The organism is Flavobacterium terrigena (assembly GCF_900108955.1).
In the GTDB taxonomy this organism is placed as follows: Bacteria; Bacteroidota; Bacteroidia; order Flavobacteriales; family Flavobacteriaceae; genus Flavobacterium; species Flavobacterium terrigena.
Window position 1 is genome coordinate 101,619 of sequence record NZ_FNYA01000005.1, and the last position, 19,540, is coordinate 121,158.

Annotated in this window: 20 protein-coding genes; 10 read left to right on the forward strand and 10 right to left on the reverse strand. The window is 31.2% G+C overall.

The features are described from left to right. Nucleotides 1-618: 618 nt before the first annotated feature. The gene (locus BMX42_RS09510) at nucleotides 619-909 is read left to right on the forward strand and encodes a hypothetical protein (protein ID WP_091312918.1); all 291 of its coding nucleotides are present in this window, start codon (nucleotides 619-621) and stop codon (nucleotides 907-909) included. 25 nt (nucleotides 910-934) lie between these two features. On the opposite strand, the gene BMX42_RS09515 is transcribed toward BMX42_RS09510, so the two are convergent. Next, nucleotides 935-1,672 carry a metallophosphoesterase family protein gene (locus BMX42_RS09515; protein WP_091312920.1) on the reverse strand — a complete coding sequence of 246 codons (738 nt, stop codon included), beginning with the start codon at nucleotides 1,670-1,672 and terminating at the stop codon, nucleotides 935-937. Between the two features lie 145 nt (nucleotides 1,673-1,817). Here BMX42_RS09515 and BMX42_RS09520 point away from each other — a divergent pair, with 145 nt between their 5' ends. Genes BMX42_RS09520 through BMX42_RS09535 form a run of 4 tightly spaced genes read left to right on the forward strand, consistent with a single transcriptional unit; the run spans nucleotide 1,818 to nucleotide 5,135 of the window. Beyond that, the gene (locus BMX42_RS09520; RefSeq protein ID WP_091313393.1) at nucleotides 1,818-2,036 is read left to right on the forward strand and encodes a FeoA family protein; all 219 of its coding nucleotides are present in this window, start codon (nucleotides 1,818-1,820) and stop codon (nucleotides 2,034-2,036) included. Next, nucleotides 2,037-4,130: a ferrous iron transport protein B gene (gene feoB / locus BMX42_RS09525; RefSeq protein ID WP_091312923.1), complete on the forward strand. Its 2,094-nt coding sequence runs from the start codon at nucleotides 2,037-2,039 to the stop codon at nucleotides 4,128-4,130. Between the two features lies 1 nt (nucleotide 4,131). Next, nucleotides 4,132-4,251 (forward strand): FeoB-associated Cys-rich membrane protein, encoded by a 120-nt coding sequence (locus BMX42_RS09530; RefSeq protein WP_091312926.1) that lies wholly within the window; start codon nucleotides 4,132-4,134, stop codon nucleotides 4,249-4,251. A 41-nt stretch (nucleotides 4,252-4,292) separates the two neighbouring features. Further along, on the forward strand, nucleotides 4,293-5,135 hold the full coding sequence (locus BMX42_RS09535; protein ID WP_091312930.1) for a hypothetical protein: 843 nt from the start codon (nucleotides 4,293-4,295) through the stop codon (nucleotides 5,133-5,135). Here the strand turns inward: BMX42_RS09535 and BMX42_RS09540 are convergent, their stop codons facing one another. Genes BMX42_RS09540 through BMX42_RS09550 form a run of 3 tightly spaced genes read right to left on the reverse strand, consistent with a single transcriptional unit; the run spans nucleotide 5,136 to nucleotide 8,069 of the window. Next, a complete protein-coding gene (locus BMX42_RS09540; RefSeq protein WP_091312933.1) occupies nucleotides 5,136-5,537 on the reverse strand; it encodes a hypothetical protein in 402 nt (133 codons plus the stop codon). 3 nt (nucleotides 5,538-5,540) lie between these two features. Beyond that, a complete protein-coding gene (locus BMX42_RS09545; RefSeq protein ID WP_091312937.1) occupies nucleotides 5,541-7,412 on the reverse strand; it encodes an Nramp family divalent metal transporter in 1,872 nt (623 codons plus the stop codon). Nucleotides 7,413-7,415: 3 nt separating this feature from the next. Continuing rightward, nucleotides 7,416-8,069: a metal-dependent transcriptional regulator gene (locus BMX42_RS09550; protein WP_091312942.1), complete on the reverse strand. Its 654-nt coding sequence runs from the start codon at nucleotides 8,067-8,069 to the stop codon at nucleotides 7,416-7,418. An 86-nt stretch (nucleotides 8,070-8,155) separates the two neighbouring features. Between BMX42_RS09550 and BMX42_RS09555 the strand changes: the two genes are divergently transcribed. Continuing rightward, nucleotides 8,156-10,399, forward strand: coding sequence for a TonB-dependent receptor (locus tag BMX42_RS09555; RefSeq protein ID WP_091312945.1), 2,244 nt, complete (start codon nucleotides 8,156-8,158; stop codon nucleotides 10,397-10,399). 52 nt (nucleotides 10,400-10,451) lie between these two features. Here the strand turns inward: BMX42_RS09555 and BMX42_RS09560 are convergent, their stop codons facing one another. Both BMX42_RS09560 and BMX42_RS09565 read right to left on the reverse strand, forming a co-directional pair. After that, nucleotides 10,452-10,802 carry a DUF6686 family protein gene (locus tag BMX42_RS09560; protein WP_091312949.1) on the reverse strand — a complete coding sequence of 117 codons (351 nt, stop codon included), beginning with the start codon at nucleotides 10,800-10,802 and terminating at the stop codon, nucleotides 10,452-10,454. 7 nt (nucleotides 10,803-10,809) lie between these two features. Beyond that, on the reverse strand, nucleotides 10,810-11,721 hold the full coding sequence (locus BMX42_RS09565; RefSeq protein ID WP_091312952.1) for a DUF6607 family protein: 912 nt from the start codon (nucleotides 11,719-11,721) through the stop codon (nucleotides 10,810-10,812). A 114-nt stretch (nucleotides 11,722-11,835) separates the two neighbouring features. Between BMX42_RS09565 and BMX42_RS09570 the strand changes: the two genes are divergently transcribed. The 4 genes from BMX42_RS09570 (at nucleotide 11,836) to BMX42_RS09585 (ending at nucleotide 16,292) form a co-directional block, all read left to right on the forward strand. Next, nucleotides 11,836-13,947 (forward strand): TonB-dependent receptor plug domain-containing protein, encoded by a 2,112-nt coding sequence (locus tag BMX42_RS09570; RefSeq protein WP_091312955.1) that lies wholly within the window; start codon nucleotides 11,836-11,838, stop codon nucleotides 13,945-13,947. An 18-nt stretch (nucleotides 13,948-13,965) separates the two neighbouring features. After that, nucleotides 13,966-15,054: an HmuY family protein gene (locus BMX42_RS09575; protein WP_091312958.1), complete on the forward strand. Its 1,089-nt coding sequence runs from the start codon at nucleotides 13,966-13,968 to the stop codon at nucleotides 15,052-15,054. Between the two features lie 348 nt (nucleotides 15,055-15,402). Then, nucleotides 15,403-15,885, forward strand: coding sequence for a PAS domain-containing protein (locus BMX42_RS09580; RefSeq protein WP_091312961.1), 483 nt, complete (start codon nucleotides 15,403-15,405; stop codon nucleotides 15,883-15,885). Between the two features lie 20 nt (nucleotides 15,886-15,905). Next, nucleotides 15,906-16,292, forward strand: coding sequence for an acyl-CoA thioesterase (locus tag BMX42_RS09585; protein ID WP_091312964.1), 387 nt, complete (start codon nucleotides 15,906-15,908; stop codon nucleotides 16,290-16,292). Between the two features lie 10 nt (nucleotides 16,293-16,302). Here BMX42_RS09585 and BMX42_RS09590 read toward each other — a convergent pair whose 3' ends face one another. The 4 genes from BMX42_RS09590 to BMX42_RS09600 all read right to left on the reverse strand — a co-directional run bounded on the left by BMX42_RS09590 (nucleotide 16,303) and on the right by BMX42_RS09600 (nucleotide 19,498). Further along, nucleotides 16,303-16,959 carry a hypothetical protein gene (locus BMX42_RS09590; RefSeq protein WP_143055627.1) on the reverse strand — a complete coding sequence of 219 codons (657 nt, stop codon included), beginning with the start codon at nucleotides 16,957-16,959 and terminating at the stop codon, nucleotides 16,303-16,305. Nucleotides 16,960-17,139: 180 nt separating this feature from the next. After that, nucleotides 17,140-17,361: a YtxH domain-containing protein gene (locus BMX42_RS09595; protein WP_091312970.1), complete on the reverse strand. Its 222-nt coding sequence runs from the start codon at nucleotides 17,359-17,361 to the stop codon at nucleotides 17,140-17,142. Between the two features lie 4 nt (nucleotides 17,362-17,365). Further along, nucleotides 17,366-17,518, reverse strand: a complete 153-nt coding sequence (locus BMX42_RS14470; RefSeq protein WP_143055628.1) for a lmo0937 family membrane protein — start codon at nucleotides 17,516-17,518, stop codon at nucleotides 17,366-17,368. Between the two features lie 267 nt (nucleotides 17,519-17,785). Continuing rightward, nucleotides 17,786-19,498, reverse strand: a complete 1,713-nt coding sequence (locus BMX42_RS09600; RefSeq protein WP_177169155.1) for an ATP-binding protein — start codon at nucleotides 19,496-19,498, stop codon at nucleotides 17,786-17,788. Nucleotides 19,499-19,540: the final 42 nt, after the last annotated feature.

Genomic DNA, 19,540 nt, shown 5'->3' on the forward strand with positions numbered 1-19,540 from the left:
AAGTGAATTTAAAATCCGCCTGGCACTTTCAGGCGGATTTTTTTATTCAAAAACAATAAGTCTTTAACATTTTTTACGGCAAAGCCGTAATTCAAAATACAAACAAACCCTTAATTTTGACTTATAATTATTATTTCATTGAACAAATTTGGGGTTGTTAAGTGAATTAAATCCGTCTGAAGTCTTCAGGCGGATTTTTCTTTTTATACCAAACTCAAAACAATTTTAACATTTTTTACGCTAAAACCGTAACCCAAAGCATCAATAAATCATTTACTTTGTTTTAATAATTTTTCATTAAGCAAGGGGTTGTTAAGTGAATTTATAATCCGTCTGACACTTTCAGACGGATTTTTTTGTATCAAATCAAAGTTCGTTTTTAACATTTTTTACGAAAAATCCGTAACAAAAAAACGCTATTCAAAAGTAATTTTACACTTGAAAAAAATTAGAAATCATGATAAAATTAATTATCACAACAATTGCTTTTTTAACAGCTTTATTCGCTAGTAACTTACTACTAAAATAAAAAGCTCCCGGTTGATTTCAACAAATCAAAGAGCAATATCATTTTTTAGATTTTGTACTAAAAGATGTATTACCAACAAATAAAATAATATGCGAAAATTTAATTATACAAAAATTACTTCTACGGATTTAATTTTGGAAGTTGACATTAATAATTTATCAAAAGATGAGCAAATTTCAATGTTTGGAAAAGTTTACTCGCCTGAAACCGAAACAGAAAATGCTGCATTTGTTCAGGAAGAAGATTTTATTTTTGAAATAAATATTATGTTATACCTCGAGTTAGATCCGGCTTATAGCTTATTAAAAAAAGGAACTTATCCTTTGCGATTTAGAGAAGAAAAAGTTCAGGTTTTACTTTCGTTATCACCTCTTGAGTAATTTATATTTTACTTTATTAAACCAATTAAATTCTACCTATTTCATTTGGATATAATTCAGGTAACACATCACTTTGCCAAAATTCTTTCGTATCAATATCCATAATAGTTAATGCGCCTTTAAAAGCCGCACCTGTGTCTAAATTCCATACCGTATTTTTCAAAAGCGGCACTACTTTTTCTGTCTTCGAAACTGGTGTATGCCCAATATATATTTCAGAATAAATTTTTAATCTTTTAGGATAAAAATCTGAAGCTTTGTCCATCGTTTCATCTAAACACAAAGCCATTTCCCAAAGCGTTCTGTCCCAATACATCATTCTTGAAAAATACTCCAAAGTAACACCGTTCAAATTGGTAAATCCGGCATGTACAAACAATCTGTTTTGTGTGTCTAAATGATAATTTTGTAAGGATTTTAGAAACAGAACATGCTGTTGTTTTACTTCATCAGAAACATTTACATATGCGTCAACCGTAGCTTTTCCACCATGTTTAAACCACATTTCTTCATTCAAACTTTCATGGCGATATTCCAACCAATCCAAAAGCAATTCATCATGATTTCCTCTGATAAAAATGCAATTTTGTTTTTGAGATAAACCAATTAAAAAGTCTAATACTTCTGGCGATTGACTCCAACCATCTACATAATCTCCTAAAAAAATTAAAGTATCGTTCGTGTTTATATTGGCTCTTTCTAAAACTTGAATAACTGCTTTTAATCCTCCGTGTATGTCGCCAATAACTAATGTTCTGCTCATTTATATATCGTAAAATAGAAGTACCAATGTACAAATAAAACTTCAATTGCAAAACATGACATTTGTTAGGTTTATATTTTAAGAATTACTTATCTTTGTATTTTAATTCAATCTAAATAAGTTCGTGAGCGATTCTAATGCTTCCATGCTGAAAAAAGGGCAAAGCGCCCAAATTACCGATATTAATATTGACGAAATTCCATTGAAACTAATTGAAATGGGATGTTTGCCTGGTAATGACATTGAATTAATTCAAATTGCTCCAATGGGCGATCCTCTATTTTTTAACGTTAATGATTCGAAAGTGGCTATTAGAATAAAAACCGCGCGAGCAATCTATATCAGTCTAGAATCTATTAAATAAATGACTCCAAAAATCATAAAAGTTGCACTAATTGGTAATCCAAATGTTGGAAAGACTTCTGTATTCAACCAATTGACAGGTTTAAATCAGCAAGTTGGAAACTATCCTGGAATTACCGTTGATAAAAAAACTGGTATTTCGAAATTAAATCAGATTACCAAAGCAAAAATTATTGATTTACCTGGAACATATAGTTTAAACGCAAATTCTATTGACGAAAATGTTGTGATTGAATTGCTTTTAAACAAAAACGATGAAGATTTTCCAGATGTTGCCGTTGTAGTAACCGAAGTGGAAAACCTAAAACGAAATTTATTACTTTTTACTCAAATAAAAGACCTTGAAATTCCTACGTTACTTGTGATTAACATGAGTGACCGAATGAAACAAAAAGGGATTGAATTAGATATTCCGTTACTGGAAACTGCTTTAAAAACTAAAATCGCTTTAATTAGTTCTCGAAAAAATATCGGAATTGATACGATTAAAGAATTGATTATAAATTACAAAAAACTTTCAACAGAACCTTGTTTAAATGCGAGTTCAATTGATGAAGAATATTTCAACAGATTACGAAAAGCGTTTCCAAATCAGTTGCTTTACAAACTTTGGTTGGTAATTACACAAGACGTTAATTTCTTGAACTTACAACGTAATGAAATTGAAAATACGTTTACACGTTCGCATACCGAATTAAAAAAACTTCAACAAAAAGAAACCATAAAACGCTATCAATTTATTAATGATACGTTGAAAGTGGCTCAAAAAATTGACAAAACTAAAGCTACCGATTTTCAAAGTAGATTAGATAATATTTTAACGCATAAAGTTTTTGGTTACCTAATTTTCTTCGGAGTTTTAATGCTTATTTTTCAATCTATTTTCGATTGGAGTAGTATTCCAATGGATTTTATAGACACTACTTTTTCAAAACTAAGTGCACTTACCAAAGACAATCTTCCGCAAGGAAAATTCACCGATTTACTATCAGACGGAATCATTCCTGGAATTGGTGGAATTGTAATTTTCATTCCGCAAATCGCCTTTCTTTTCTTATTTATTTCGGTATTAGAAGAAAGCGGTTATATGAGTCGAGTTGTGTTTTTGATGGATAAAATCATGCGTAAATTCGGATTGTCAGGAAAAAGTATTGTGCCATTAATTTCTGGAACAGCTTGTGCAATTCCAGCCATTATGAGCACGAGAAATATCGAAAACTGGAAAGAACGTTTAATTACCATATTAATTACGCCTTTCATCACATGTTCGGCACGATTACCTGTTTATGCGATTTTAATTTCCTTAATCATACCGGAAAAACGCTTTTTAGGTTTTAGTTTACAAGGTTTAACCTTAATGGCTTTGTATTTATTGGCGTTTGTTGTAGCAATTGCTTCGGCTTATATTTTAAACAAATTGTTAAAACTAAAATGCAAATCGTATTTTGTAGTTGAAATGCCGAGTTATAAAGTCCCAATGTTCAAAAATGTAGCCTTAAATGTATTAGAAAAAACTAAGGCTTTCGTAACTGGTGCTGGAAAAATAATTTTAGCCATTTCAATTGTATTGTGGTTTTTAGGTTCACATGGCTCATCGAACTTTGATAATGCAGAAAAAATTATCGCAGAAAAAAACACGAACTCTCGTTTAGAAAAAGGAGTTTTTGAAAATCAGGTTAGCGCTTACAAATTAGAAAATTCGTATATGGGAATTATGGGTAAAACCATAGAACCTGTTATCAAACCTTTGGGTTACGATTGGAAAATTGGAATTGCGGTGGTGAGTTCATTTGCTGCTCGTGAAGTATTTGTAGGAACATTAGCCACCATTTATAGTGTAGGAAATCAAAGCGATGAAGAATCGACCATAAAAATGAAAATGGCAGAAGATATTGATGCAAATGGCAACAGAATTTTCAATTTTGCAACAGGAATTTCACTACTTTTATTCTACGCTTTTGCGATGCAATGTGTAAGTACGCTTGCCATTGTGAAAAAAGAAACAAACTCTTGGAAATGGCCTATAATTCAATTGGTTTTCATGAGTGGATTTGCTTATGTTGTGGCTTTAATTGCTTATCAAACACTAAAATAAAATGCAAGAAATTTTAACATACATCTGTTTAGGTTTGGCTTTAGGGTTTTTAATTAAAAAATTCTTTTGGAAGAAAAAATCCAACAAAAAAGGTTGTGGAGACAATTGCGATTGTAAATAATTTCACGGCACCATTTTTGATTGAAAAGAGAAAACCATTCTATGCTAAAAAATACTTTACTACTTATCCTTTTTACACTTTCGAGTAGTCTTTATGCTCAAAAAATTGACAAATCTAAAAACGAATTAAAATCCGCAAAAGAAGATACACGTCCGCCTTTGCCAACAGAACCTGTCAATCAGAATGCTCCTTCAGCCTTAGCTGATGACGATGACGATGATAGTCCTGGTATTGGCGCTTTTTTTGGCCGAATTATTTTTTTTGCAGCATTTTATACGACAATAGGCGATTATAAAAATGAAGATCAGTTGTATAACAAACTTTCACCTTATCCATATTTCGATAAAAAAACAGGAAATTTCATTAAACTAAATGAAGATTCAATTGCAAAAAGTCGAGTACGTTTTGATGTAGAAAATCATATTTTATACAGCAATAATGCTTCTTTTGGAAATCATTTTAAAGGAAAATTTCGTTTGTTTCAATATGTATTTGTGCAAGCAGATTATAGAGAATTAATGGAACGTGATAAATTCACAAAAACCAATTCTAGCTTATCTTTGTTTCAATTTAACTTGGGTTCAGACCGACTACGTTATGAAAAATTCAATTTAGGCTGGACGCTTGGCGCAACTTATATTGCTAACGACATCAACGAGGCAGGTTTCTCTTACGGATTAAATACCGATATTTTTGCTTTTAAAAATGTGAGTTTCCATAGTGCGATGATTTGGAGTAAAATAAACGGATTACCAGTAAATTCATTTGAATTCAGAGGAAAATACCACCGAAAAAATCACTTTTTTTCTATGGGTTATGAAAATTTAAGAATTGCTTCTCCAAGTTATAATTATGCCACTTTTGGAGCAGGTTTTTATTTTTAATTATTCTAAAATCAATTGAATTTTATAGTCCTTTAACTCAATTCGATTTTCAGTCTTAATTGGTGAAACCTTATAACTTTTTAGCTTTTTGTTTTGAGGAATATACTTTACAAACCAAGCCAAATTTTCATCTCTAGTACTTGGAGAAAAAGCTATCTGAGTGGTTTCTTTTAACACCTCATTTTGCCAAACACTTAGTTTCACAACTAACTCACCAGCCCAAACGCAAGTAACACCTTCAGGACATCTAGAATCGGAAATGATTTTATCAATTACAATTGTATAGTCGTTCACCGCTACTTCTTTTTTTGAAGTAATTGTAATTTCATTTGGATTTTCTCTTACAGATTTACAAGCTGCTAAAGAAAATAAAATAACCATAACATAAATTACATTTTTCATATCTTAATTTTTTACGATAAATAAAGGTATGGAAATTTCGTGACGTAGCTTATCAACTGTGGTTCCAAAAAGTAAATCTTTTAAACCAGTATGGCCATGAGTTCCCATTACTAAAATATCAAAGTTTCCTTCATTTACAATTTTAGGAATGGCTTTGTTTGGTTTTCCAAATCCTAATTTAATGTCGACTTTAAATCCGATTTTAGATAGCATTTCTTGATATTCTAATAATAATTTTTCGTCTATTCTGGTTTCATTATCATCCGTATTTTCGCCATACATAATAGCTCCAACCGTTTCTACAACGTGAATTAAAGTATAATTTGCAGCCTTTCCACCCAATTCAAAAGCACTATTTATGGCAATTTGATCGGCTTGAGAAAAATCTACAGAAATGGCAATATTTTTTTTATTATAAGCTAAAGATTCTGAAAAATTCAATACAAAATTATGAGGCAAATGATTTTCTGTTTGGTGTTTCATTTTTGTAACAAAAGGTTTGAAAACAATATAAAGCAACAATATCAAAAATCCGAATGCTAACGGAACAACCGTAAGCCAAAGCACAATTGGATCTTCAGATTCTTGCAACCAACCTTGAATTTCATCAAAAACTAATTTCGCATTTAAGGAAACTATAATTGAAGCGACAATCCAAGAAGCAATTTGCGTGATTTTACTAATTTCGAAACCTTTCATTTTCGATTTATCACTCACAAAATGTATCAATGGAATGATGGCAAAACCTAACTGTAAACTCAGAATTACTTGAGAAAAAATCAGCATTTTTCCCGTGACACTTTCGCCATAAACTAAGATGACAATTACTGCTGGAACAATGGCAATTAATCTGGTAATGATTCTTCGAACCCATGGTTGAATTCTTAAATTCAAATAGCCTTCCATAATAATTTGACCTGCTAAAGTTCCGGTAATTGTAGAACTTTGTCCAGCTGCAATTAAGGCAACTGCAAATAAAATAGGCGCCCATTTCGTTCCTAACATCGGTGCTAAAAGTTGGTGTGCATCCTGAATTTCGGCAACTTCAAATAATCCGTTTTTATAAAATGTAGCGGCTGCTAATATCAAAATTGCGGCATTTACGAAGAAAGCTAAGTTTAAAGCGATGGTCGAATCGATAAAATTATATTTCAAGGCTTGTTTAATTCCAGCTTTACTTCTATCAAATTTTCGGGTTTGCACCAATGATGAATGCAAGTATAAATTATGTGGCATTACGGTTGCTCCGATAATTCCGATAGCGATGTACAACGCCGCTTCATTTGGAACACTTGGAATTAATCCCGTTAAAACTTTACCCATTTCTGGTTGAGCGAAAATCATTTCGAACACAAAAGAAAAACCAATAATTGCCACTAAAGCAATAATAAAAGCTTCCATTTTTCGCATCCCTTTATTGATAAGAAAAAGCAATAAGAATGTATCTAAAACGGTAATCATTACACCTTCAATAAGTGAAATATCGAAAAGCAAATTCAACCCAATGGCCATTCCTAAAACCTCGGCTAAATCACAGGCTGCAATCGCAACTTCGGCTAAAAAATAAAGGATATAATTGATAAAAGGTGAATAGGTTTCTCTTGATGCTTGTGCTAAATCGCGCTGTGTTACAATTCCTAATCTGGCGCTTAAACTCTGCAAAAGTAACGCCATAATGTTACTCATTAATAACACCCAAAGTAGCGAATAACCAAACTGACTTCCTCCAGCCAAATCAGTTGCCCAATTTCCTGGATCCATATAGCCCACACTAATTAAATAAGCTGGTCCAAGAAATGCTAATATTTTTCTGAAACCTGTTTTTTTACCTTCTGTGGCTATCGATTGATTTACTTCTTCAAGTGATTTACTCATAACTTAATGTGTTTTTACATACAAATTGTTAGCAATTTTATCTGATATCACTAAAATGCTGCTGTTAATTTCTATTTTAATAGTTCCATCAAAAGCTTCTTTTTCTAAAACTTTAATTTTTGTACCTAACGAAATTTGTTGTTTGTTTAAATATTGTAAAAAATCTACCGAAGTATCTTTTACACCAATACAAGTAATGGTTTTATTGACATCAATTTCCGATAACAATTGCTTGTCGATATTTTGAATTTCTCCTTTTGCATTCGGAATTGGATCACCATGCGGATCAAAACTTGGATAATTTAAAAACTTATCTAACTGATTGATTAATTTTTCAGAACGAATATGTTCTAATTCTTCCGCCACTTCATGTACTTCATCCCAAGCGAAACCTAATTTTTCTACTAAAAAAACTTCCCATAAACGGTGATTTCTCACAATCATTTTGGCATTTAATTTTCCTTTTTCTGTTAAAAAAACACCTTGGTACTTTTGATAATCTACCAATTCTTTGTCCGATAATTTTTTCAGCATATCCGTTACAGATGAAGCTTTTGTATCTAACATTCCAGCAATAGCATTCGTATTCACACCTTTTGGAGATAGGTTGGACAAATGATAAATTACTTTTAAATAGTTTTCTTCGGAAGTAGTCATAAAATATATTTCAACAAAAATAGTGAATAATATTTCATTACTACAAATAATATTTTTAGTTTTGCCTAAAAATTTAATTAAACAAAGTGAAAAATATATTTTCAATATTCATTATTCTGATTTCAATTGTAGGATATTCGCAATCAAAAATTACAGGAAAAATAAAACCTTTTCAAAATAAAGCAACAACAGTTACGTTAATTGAATTGGGTAAAATAGCTACGCCCGATTCGTTAGGAACGTTTGTGTTTGACAGTATTCCGAATGGAAAACATACGATTGAAGTTGCTTTTGAAGAATACAATCAAAAGAAACAAATCAACTTAAACAATGAAACGAAAGAAATTGTTTTTAACGTTAGAACTTCAGAAAACAACATTGAACAAGTTGTAGTAACAGGAACATTAAAAGCCGTTTCAAGATTAGAAACTCCGGTTCCTGTGGAAATTTACACGTCAACTTTCTTAAAGAAAAACCCAACATCCAATATTTTTGAAGCTTTGCAAAATGTAAATGGTGTGCGACCGCAATTAAATTGCAACATTTGCAATACGGGCGACATTCACATTAATGGTTTGGAAGGTCCGTATACGATGGTTACGATTGACGGAATGCCAATTGTGAGTTCACTTTCTACAGTTTATGGTTTATCTGGAATTCCGAATTCGTTAATTGATAGAATCGAAATTGTAAAAGGTCCAGCTTCTTCTTTATATGGAAGTGAAGCCGTTGGTGGATTAATAAATATTATCACTAAAAATGCGACTCAAGCTCCGATTTTTTCTGCCGATTTTTTCTCAACTTCTTGGTTAGAAAACAATTTAGATTTGGGTTTCAAAAAAAACATAAAAGACAAAGCAAATACGTTAATTGGTTTGAATTACTTCAACTACAATTCGCCAATAGATAACAATCATGATAATTTTACAGATGTTACCTTACAAGAACGAATTTCGATTTTCAACAAATGGAATTTCATTCGAAAAGACAATAAATTATTCACTTTAGCCGGGCGTTTCTTTTATGAAGATCGTTGGGGTGGCGAAATGAATTGGAACAAATCGTATCGAGGAACCAATCAGGTTTATGGTGAAAGTATTTACACATCTCGTCAAGAATTAATTGGAAAATACCAATTGCCAGTTTCAGAAAAAATATATTTTTCTTTTTCGGCAACAAATCACGACCAGGATTCGTTTTATGGAACCACAAAATATGCTGCACAACAGCAAATTGGATTCGGACAATTAACTTGGGATAAAAAACTCGGTAGTCACGATTTATTAATTGGTGGCGCCTATCGTTATCAGTTTTATAATGACAATACAACTGGTACAATTGAGCCAGAAAGAACACATATTTTCAGTGTTTTTGGTCAAGATGAAATTAAGTTGGCGAAAATGCACAGTGTATTATTAGGAAGTCGATTGGATTATAACAACAATCACGGTTACATTTATACGCCAAGAATAGCTTACAAATGGAAGTTTACAGATTCAGATATTTTAAGAATTAATGCGGGTACAGGCTTTAGAGTAGTGAATTTATTTACAGAAGAACATGCCGCTCTAACTGGTTCTAGAGATGTAATCGTTGAAGAAAATTTGAAACCTGAAAAATCATTTAATGTGAATTTGAATTATTTAAAAAAGATACGATTTGAAAATGCTTCCTTTTTAGGTTTTGACATTTCTGCTTGGTATACGCATTTTTCAAATCAAATTATTCCAGATTATGAAACCAATCCAAACCAAATTATTTATAAAAACTTAAATGGTTTTGCGGAAACAAAAGGGGTGAGTATGAATATCGATTATATGTCGAATTTCGGATTAAAAGCCATTTTGGGTGCTAGTATTTTAAATAGTGAAAACACAAAGGACGGTGTAACGGCAACGCCAATGTTAACAGAGAAATATAGTGCCAATTGGGCCATTTCGTATGAAATATTAGAATGGAATTTATCTTTTGATTATACTGGAAATTTATATGGACCAATGCGTTTACCAGTATTAGGTAAATTAGATCCAAGAGCAGATACATCGCCAGTTTGGAGTATTCAAAACATTCAAACAACTTATAAATGGAATGATAAATTCGAAATTTATGGTGGAATTAAGAACTTATTAAATTGGACACCTAACAAAAAGAATGCTTTTTTAATTGCAAGACCAAATGATCCATTTGATGAAAATGTGGAATATTATCCCAACGGAGATGTAAAACCCACAGCTGAAAATCCATATGCTTTAACTTTTGATCCAGCGTATGTTTATGCACCAAACCAAGGAATTAGAGCTTTCTTAGGATTGCGATTTACTATAAAATAAATAAAAAAGCCTGTTTGAGAAAACAGGCTTTTTTGTACTTAACTCTAAAAAATTAATTGAAATTGATATTGTTATCAAAATCTTTAAAGGTTAAAAACCCTTTCTTTTCTGTATCAAAATCAAGTAAACTTAGAAGTTCAAACAATTCGTATCTATCAATTAGAATAATAAAGTTTTTCTGTAAAGTGGGTATGGGAATTTTTTTATTGTAAACCGAATTTTCATATTCCTTTTCCCAATAACCGATATCTACTTTTCGTAAGAAATCTTTAAACGCTTCTAATTCAAGAATATCTAAACTAAAATGTAAATTATTAAAACTCAATTGGAATTTTTTGCAATTATTCATGTAAATCAAACTTCCGTTTTTTGTTTCTTTAACTTTTGTGAAATTGCAACACATAACTCGTTTATTTAGTAATGTAACTTTCTATAATTTTAGCAACTTCTTCTTTTGAAGCATCTGGTTTTAAACCGAACAACTTCATATATAACGGCTGATTATCAACTTTTTTCTCTAAAGTAATGTCTTTCTTTTTTAAGAAAACTACTTCCCATTGCTCTCTAACTTTTTTCCAAACTGAATTGTTCTTTTTCCACCAGTCTTGAGCAATTTTACATTTAGAATCGTCCACTTTTGTATACACATCATGTCCTTTTTCTTCCGCTAACAAAGTGTTATTCCCTTTATCTTTTCTAATAATTTTAGAATTATCTTGATCGTGAATCCAACCTGTTGCGGTTATTTCGTGGAAATTAGTTCGTTGTAAAACGTTATAATCGTTACGAATAGTATGTTCTCTTCTTGGTAAAGGCGCATCTGTTGTGTTTTCCCAATAATGTCTTCCATCTGTGTGAACCCAACTTGCAGTTCCTTCATATCTTGGACTGTCATCCACTTGATAGACTTTTTGAGTCCATTGTCCTTTTACTTCTTTTGGCGATAACTGATTAAAATTCCAAGTCGTTTCTTTATTGAACGTATAAAAATTAGTGTTTTCAAACAACCAATCTTGACGCCAATGTTTCACAATTGATTCTTCCGTTTTTCCAGTAATTAATAAATGTTGTAAAGAAATTTTATTCGGTTGGTCTTCAATTAATTCTACCCATTCTAATGCAGTTTCATGCTTTACAGGCGATTTTTTATACAAACTATCTTTAGAATAGCTGAAAGTTTCCGCAAAATTGAACTGTACTTCGTAGCATCCGCACATCGATTTTATGGCTTTTACATCTTCTTTCTTTTTTAAATCTTGACTTTTTCCTGAAAAACCAACTAGCAATAATGCTGTTGAAAAAATGAATGAATTGATTTTCATAATGTTATGTTTTAAAATTAAATTTCTGATGCAAATATATTTATTTTTATTCATTCTAAATAAAAATAATATATATATTTGTCGAAATATTTTTATTAAGTCTAATTTAATATAATGCAAAATTTAAGATTTATCCTGTTTTTACTGGTGTTTAAATCCTTTTCTCAAAACGAAAAAAAAGACACGATTCAAGCAGCTTCAATTAAGGAAGTTGTAATAACCGGTCAATTTGCTCCACAAGCAATTAAAAAATCTATTTTTAATGTGCGACTAATTTCTGCAAAAGACATTCAGAATTTAGCAGCAAATAACTTATCAGATGTATTGAGTCAGTATTTGAATATTACGGTTAGACCGAGCGGAACAAATGGTCGTTCTACGGTATCTTTATTTGGATTGGATGCGCAATATTTTAAGATTTTGGTGGATAATGTTCCTTTAGTTAACGAAGCGGGATTAGGAAACAATACCGATTTATCCCAAATCAATTTAAACGATATTGAGCAAATAGAAATTGTGGAAGGTTCGATGGGCGTGACTCACGGAGCTAATGCGGTGAGTGGTGTTTTGAATATTGTAACCAAAAAGTCTTCACAAAATAAATGGAATATTTCTGCAACTGCTCAAGAAGAAACGATTAAAGATGAATATTCACTTTTTGAACGTGGAAAACACATTCAAGCTTTAAAAGTTTCTCATAATATCAATGACAATTGGTTTGTGAGTTTAGGTGCGAACAGAAATGATTTTCAAGGTTTTCTAGATGATAAAAAAGGGGAAAATTACAGCGAAAACGACAAAATGCGCGGTTTCAGATGGCTTCCAAAAGAACAACTCAATTCTACCGCATTACTCTCATACCATAAAAATAATTTCAATTTTTTCTACAAATTTGAATATTTAGATGAAACGATTGACTTCTATAATAGCACCGTGCAATCGGGTTATAACACGCAATTAGGTTCTTATCGTTATGCAAGTGACAAAAGGTATTTGGTTAACCGATATTTTCATAATTTGAATGCTACTGGGAAAATTTTATCAAAACTGAATTATAATGTTTCGCTTTCACACCAGAAACAAACTAGAAATGTAGAAGATTTTAGATATTATTTACAAAACAAATCGGAAGCAAATAATGTGATTGAAAAAGATCAATCGATGGAAGTTTTATATTCTACGGGAACTTTGAGTAATTTCTTCTCGGACAAAAAAGTCGATTTACAATTGGGTTATGAAATCGTCAACAACAAAGGATTTTCTTTGGTTCAAGAAGCAAATAACATCATCATTCCCATTCGAAAAACGCTTGAAAATTATGATTTCTTTATTTCTTCTGAAATTAAGGCTACGGAAAAATTCTCTATTCGACCTGGAATGCGATTTTCAACACAATCAAAATTTAAAGATCAATATGCTTCTTCTTTAGGATTAAGATATTTGTTCGAAAAAGGAATGGAACTTCGAGGCTCGTATGGAAATTCATTCAGAACTCCATCTTTTGAAGAATTATATTCGAAACAAATTTTTGATGGCCACTTTTTTGCTGGAAACGAAAACCTGATTCCAGAAACCAGCACTTCGTATGAAATGAGTCTGAAAAAAACCTCTTTTTTAGCCTCAGAATTGCAAATTTCAAACACTTTTTCGGGAAGTTTTTTAGATGTGAATGACAGAATTGACATGGCTTTGGTGCGATTTAATGCAGATACTGGAAATCCAGAATACGAATACATCAATATTAGTAAATACAGAATGTGGAATTTTTCTACGATGAACCAATTCAAAAAAGACAATTGGTCATTTACTATTGGCGCTTCTGTAATTGGAATTTCTCAAAAAATAGAAAATCAGGTTTTTGCATCCAATGAAAAGTATTTGTATTCGATGAATTTGAATTCAAGCGTTTCTTATTCCGTACCAAAATGGAAAACCACTTTTTCTACTTATTACAAACTAAACGGAAAATCACAACAATTTATAGAAGGCACTTCGGAATATATCATTTCAACTGTTGATTCAAGCAGTTGGTTGGATGCTTCTATCAGAAAAACATTTTTCAAAGACAAATTAGAAACGACAATTGGTGCAAGAAACTTACTAAATGTGACAAGCATCAATCAAACCAAAACCAATGAAGGAGCAGGACACGCAACCTCATCACAAATTATGCTGGCTTATGGTCGCTCCTATTTTTTAAAACTCACGTATAACCTTAATTTTTAATATTTATAATTTAATACTATGAAATCAACAATTTTAACTTTAGGCTTTGCCTTGCTAACTTTAGCATCATGTTCAAAAGATGACGAAACTGCTCCAATAGCAGGAACACCCGCTTCAACTGGAGCGATTAAACAACCTGAAGTTGGTGGAGCCAATCAACCCAATCAAGTATATTTAGATTTAAGTACAGAAACTTCAACTCCTGTTAACAGAGCTTCTTGGGATTTCGGATTTTCATCTGGTGCTGACTTTAGAGTTGCAATTAACGGAGCTGTGAAAATGGCTGTAAAACAATTAGCAACTACTGATATGTCTATCACGCAAACTTCAGATGCAAGTGTAGCAGTTGGTGCGGGTACAAATCCTGCAAGCAACGGATATTGCGATAATCCAACTGGAATTTTAGTTGGTGCTGGTGCTGGAATTGGAACAGCTATTGCAGAAGTTTCAGCAAATGATGCTGACAACAAAGTGTATTTAGTCAACTTAGGATTTGCAGTTTCAACAACTACTCCAAACGTAGGTTCTGTTAGTATTGATGGTGATGCCAGAGGTTGGAAAAAAGTTAGATTTTTAAGAAATGGTAACGGATACAAAATTCAATATGCCGATTTAGATTCAGCAACTTTTACTGAAAAAACTATTTCTAAAGATGCAGAATTCAACTTTACTTTTTTTAGCATGGCATCTGGAACTACAGTAGCTGTAGAACCACAAAAAACAAAATGGGATGTGTGTTTTACCACTTTTACAAACTATTTAAATGCGGGCACAGAAGTAACATACGGATATTCTGACTTTATTACAACAAACATGAAAGGCGGAACAAAAGCATATCAAGTTTTAACTTCTGAATTTACTTATGATGCTTTTACAAAATCAAAAATTGTGGAAGCCAACTTTACAACTTCAGCAACTGACCAAAGAATTATTGGTTCAAACTGGAGAAATGGCGGTGGTCCATCAACTTTACCAAGTGTAAAAACAGATCGTTTTTATGTGGTGAAAGATGTAGCTGGAAATTATTACAAAATTAAATTCTTAGCAATGACAAATGATGCGGGAGTTAGAGGAAATCCAACTATTCAATATGCTATCTTAAATTAATAGAAATTTCTATTTTAAAGGAAAAATCGGAGTTTCCAAATAAACTTTGAATTTTGTTTGTGTTTTGATTAAAGGCTGCTCACATTTGGGCAGTCTTTAATTTTTAAATTCATAACTTTACCAAAATATTAAAATCAATTTCGGAAAGTAAAATCACTTTCCATATGGAATCAAGTTAAATTCTTGAACTGTCGTGCAACTGTAATTTCCTTTAGGAATAAGTCAGATACATAAAATTGATTTTTGTTTACGCATCACGAAAGTGCATAAGCTACAATTCTTCGTTTCCCTATAATGAAGAAAAGTTCTGTTTTATTCGCTTTCATTAATTTTAAAAAGGAATAAAACATGTTTGACAAATACGACCAAGCCTGGGCAAAATATCAAAAAAAATTAAGAATATTGCCTTTACCATTAATTTCATGGGATGTTTTTAGCACGACAAATTTGGAAGCTTCCAATTTCAATTCGCTTCAAAAAAAATGGGTCAACAAAGAAGATTATCACAATCATATTGTCAAAAAATCTGTAGTTATTACTGATAAAAATCTCACTATATTATTCGCTACAAAAGAAATTTCAGAATTAACAGGATATCATTCTTCTGAAATTATTGGAAAATCGCCAAGAATGTTTCAAGGTATTTTGACATCGGAAAGCACAAAAAACAGCATTCGAGAAGCGATCAGCAAAAAGCATCCATTTAAAGAAGTTTTACTAAACTACAGAAAAGACGGCTCTACTTATTGGTGCGAAATTGAAGCCTATCCAAAATTTGACAAGAAAAACAACTTAGTTCACTTTATCGCATTCGAAAGAATTGCCTCATAATAATCTATATAAACCTACACATGAAAACACAAGAAGAAAAAATTAACGATTCTACCACAAGAGTTTTTAAAGCCGTATTTCCTAATACAACCAATCATTACGACACTTTATTTGGAGGAACGGCGATGCAATTTATGGATGAAGTCGCTTTTATTACAGCAACAAGATATAGTCGCCAAAAAATGGTGACAGTTAGCAGCGATCGCATTGATTTTAAAAGACCAATTCCGCATGGAACTATTATTGAATTGATAGGAAAAGTAACGTATTTAGGCACAACCAGTTTGAAAGTTAGAGTCGATATTTTTATTGAAGAAATGTATTCCAATTCTAGAGAAAAAGCCATTACAGGTGAATTTACTTTCGTAGCTATTGACGAAAATAAAAAAGCGGTTAAAGTGGAATAAAATTATTATTCTATTTAACGTTTTTATCTGATTTTGCGCCCAATCTATACATCGCGTACATTGGGCCAAATTTCATTTTTAGTAAGGCAATTTTATTATTTTTAGAATTTGATAATCCCTCTTTCTCCACCTCATTTTTTCGAGAATCTAAAGCTTCATATAATGCTTTAATTTCGTCCCAATCTTCTCTAGAATAAGAATATTTATTTTCTTGAATAGTTTCAATGAAGTCTTCATAAACAGTAAGAATATTTCTTTTGTTTACCCATTCAAACTTCATGTCATTGGTTAGAGATGCTTCTCCGAATAATGCAGTACGAATTGTATTTTTTCTTCTTAAAGCCTTTTCTTTTTGTTTTTGTGCTAAGAGATGGTTTTTATAAGCATCATACTTTGTAGAAACTTTATCTACTGATGATTGAAGTGCCTTTTTATCTGAAACTCTTTCAAGCGAAACCTCTGCTTTAGCTTTGGCTTTATCCAAATCAATCTGAATGCTTTCCCAGTTAGCCAAAGCTTCTGAATCTGCAATTCTACTAATAGAATCTACATATTTATTATACTCTTCTACTGCTCTTTTGGCATGCTCCTGCTCTTCGTTTTTACAACTTACGAAGGTTGTGCTTACAAAAGCTACTGTAAAAATTAATTTGATGTAGTTGCTCATAATTTTATTCATTATATTATTGCTAAAATAATAATTTCAAACCATAAGCCACTCTAAAAGTTATGTATCCGAATTACTCGTTTGTAGATTGCTTTTGAGTAAAGGGTTGTCAAAAAAACATTTGTACAGAACCAAACATAGGGTTTCTTGACAATATAACCAAATTCAGATTCTCTTTATTTATTGATTACCCTCAATTGTTTCTTTTGTTTCCTTTATTTTATTTGAAATTTTATTGGTCAAATAATCTAATTGTGATTTTACACCTTTCTCTAAATTACTACCTTTTTTAGCAATTTTTTTTCTCGTATTTGTACCTTTATCAGGCGCAAATAACACACCAAGTACAGCACCAATTGCCATACCACTAATTATCCCGAGAATTACTTTGTTTGTTTTCATAATTTTATAAAGTTTTTCCTTTTATCAATCTTAATAGTATTGCTATTACAGCAATCACTAATAAAATGTGAATTAAGTATCCTGCGTCGTACATAAAAAATCCAAGAGCCCAAAGTATTACCAATACTAATGCGATTGTATAAAGTAAATTTTCCATTTCATTTAGAGTTAAAAATTAATTATTATTGAATTTGAGCGCAACATAAAAGCTCACCGCTCGTTTTTATATTTGGGAATGTTTAAGCTGTTTCTAATAAAGAGTATAACATTATCTACCTTTATTAGTACAAATTTGCAAAGATTTTATATCCTAAGTATTACATTATTTTTTGAAGTTGTTACACAATTTCAACTCATTCTGTTGTAGTTAAAACGAAAAAAACGTTTCAACAAGAAACGTTTCACTTTATAATTATTGAAGTATTTAGTCTTGTGGTAAATAGATCGTAAAAGTGGCACCTTTATTTATTTCTCCATCAGCAAAAATAAATCCTTTATGATTTTCTACTATCTTTTTACAAATGGCTAAACCAATTCCAGTACCGCTGTATTCGTCTTTATTGTGAAGCCTATTAAAAAGTAAAAATATTTTTTCAGAATACTCAGAATCAAAACCAATTCCGTTGTCTTTGAAAATTATTTTATAGTATTTGTTTTTTTCATTTACTGGAATGCTATCTTCTTCTGAAGCATCAACTTTACTAATATTTATAGCAATAATTGGGGCAACATTTTCTTGGCTATATTTAAGTGAATTACTAATTAAGTTCGTAAACAATTGTTGCACTTGAAACGGAATCACATTCAAGTTTGGCAATTTATCATTAATTATTTTCGCCTTTTTTTCTTCAATTATTTGTGCCAATTCTAGTTTCGAATTATCTAATACTTCATTCAAATCCGTTTTTTCAAATATTTGTTCTGTTTTATTGGCTCTTGAAAATTTCAATAAGTCATCAATAAGCACACGCATTCTTTGTGAAGAATCTTGAATTCTCAACAAATATTGTTTCCCATTTTCTGAAAGAGAATCCAAATCTTTGTCGACTAATCTTGAAATAAAGGTTTGTATTTTTCGAAGTGGTTCTTGTAAATCGTGACTCGCGACATAATTGAACGTTTGTAATTCTTTGTTATTGGCTTCTAATTCTCTATTTCGTTCTTCAATTGCCTGATTGGTTAATACTTCATCCGTTACATCACTTGTTGTTCCAATTAATATTTTTTCTCCAGATTTGTTGGCTACTATTTTTCCATTTCCTCTTAAATATCTTAAACTACCATCGGCTCGTATCACTCTATACGTAAAAGGAACAACTTTGTCTTTGGTAATCATTTTGAGAATAATATCTTTCACATACGATAAATCATCTGGATGAATGTATTTTAAAAACCCTTCCAAAGAAGCTTCAAATGCATACGGTTTTAAACCAAGTAGTCGGTATTCATTTTCAGAGAACGTATATTCATTGGTTTCTAAATTTAAATACCACGTTCCAAAATCACCAATTTGCTCCGTTAAGTGATTCGATTCGTTGTTTAGTGCCAATTGTTCATTTTTCTGACGCATTTCCTCCAAATCTCTACTAATTTTCACAAATGCCATAGTAATTATAGCTATTGTACTAAATAAAGTAATATAAATAATTGCTGGAGTCGTATCGGTAATGTTGCTGTTTTTTGCTGTCCTTTCTGTCAATAATTTTTTTTCGTTTGCTAACATGATTCTGATAAAAATTTTAATTTTATCCATAACCATTTTACCACTGAGTAGATTCCCTTCTATATCATCAACTGTTAAAGGAACATCATGGTTGACAGTTTCATCAACAATTTTAAATTTTTCATTTACTAATACTTCTAATTTTTTTAAAAGCAACTTTTGTTTCAGATTGTCTTTAGTAAGGAATTCAATTCTAATTATATTTTTAGTAATCTCTTTTTTTAAATCTGCAATATTTTGAATTAAATTTTTATTTTTTACTAACAAATAATTTCTTCTTTCAAGTTCTAAATCTTTGATATTTGTGTAAAGTTGTTCAATTTCCACAGTAACTTTATAACTATGTGCTACTGATTTTGAAGATGAAATTAACAAATCAACATGTCTGTAAGTCAATGCTGAAACGAAAATCATAATGAAAACAGCTATTACAAATACAATTCTCAAAAAGAGCGG

Coding starts and splice junctions, on each gene's coding strand:
- BMX42_RS09510 (WP_091312918.1), top strand. CDS start 619: ATGCGAAAATTTAATTATACAAAAATTACTTCTACGGATTTAATTTTG.
- BMX42_RS09515 (WP_091312920.1), bottom strand. CDS start 1,672: ATGAGCAGAACATTAGTTATTGGCGACATACACGGAGGATTAAAAGCA.
- BMX42_RS09520 (WP_091313393.1), top strand. CDS start 1,818: ATGCTGAAAAAAGGGCAAAGCGCCCAAATTACCGATATTAATATTGAC.
- feoB (WP_091312923.1), top strand. CDS start 2,037: ATGACTCCAAAAATCATAAAAGTTGCACTAATTGGTAATCCAAATGTT.
- BMX42_RS09530 (WP_091312926.1), top strand. CDS start 4,132: ATGCAAGAAATTTTAACATACATCTGTTTAGGTTTGGCTTTAGGGTTT.
- BMX42_RS09535 (WP_091312930.1), top strand. CDS start 4,293: ATGCTAAAAAATACTTTACTACTTATCCTTTTTACACTTTCGAGTAGT.
- BMX42_RS09540 (WP_091312933.1), bottom strand. CDS start 5,537: ATGAAAAATGTAATTTATGTTATGGTTATTTTATTTTCTTTAGCAGCT.
- BMX42_RS09545 (WP_091312937.1), bottom strand. CDS start 7,412: ATGAGTAAATCACTTGAAGAAGTAAATCAATCGATAGCCACAGAAGGT.
- BMX42_RS09550 (WP_091312942.1), bottom strand. CDS start 8,069: ATGACTACTTCCGAAGAAAACTATTTAAAAGTAATTTATCATTTGTCC.
- BMX42_RS09560 (WP_091312949.1), bottom strand. CDS start 10,802: ATGTGTTGCAATTTCACAAAAGTTAAAGAAACAAAAAACGGAAGTTTG.
- BMX42_RS09565 (WP_091312952.1), bottom strand. CDS start 11,721: ATGAAAATCAATTCATTCATTTTTTCAACAGCATTATTGCTAGTTGGT.
- BMX42_RS09570 (WP_091312955.1), top strand. CDS start 11,836: ATGCAAAATTTAAGATTTATCCTGTTTTTACTGGTGTTTAAATCCTTT.
- BMX42_RS09575 (WP_091312958.1), top strand. CDS start 13,966: ATGAAATCAACAATTTTAACTTTAGGCTTTGCCTTGCTAACTTTAGCA.
- BMX42_RS09580 (WP_091312961.1), top strand. CDS start 15,403: ATGTTTGACAAATACGACCAAGCCTGGGCAAAATATCAAAAAAAATTA.
- BMX42_RS09585 (WP_091312964.1), top strand. CDS start 15,906: ATGAAAACACAAGAAGAAAAAATTAACGATTCTACCACAAGAGTTTTT.
- BMX42_RS09590 (WP_143055627.1), bottom strand. CDS start 16,959: ATGAGCAACTACATCAAATTAATTTTTACAGTAGCTTTTGTAAGCACA.
- BMX42_RS09595 (WP_091312970.1), bottom strand. CDS start 17,361: ATGAAAACAAACAAAGTAATTCTCGGGATAATTAGTGGTATGGCAATT.
- BMX42_RS14470 (WP_143055628.1), bottom strand. CDS start 17,518: ATGGAAAATTTACTTTATACAATCGCATTAGTATTGGTAATACTTTGG.
- BMX42_RS09600 (WP_177169155.1), bottom strand. CDS start 19,498: ATGATTTTCGTTTCAGCATTGACTTACAGACATGTTGATTTGTTAATT.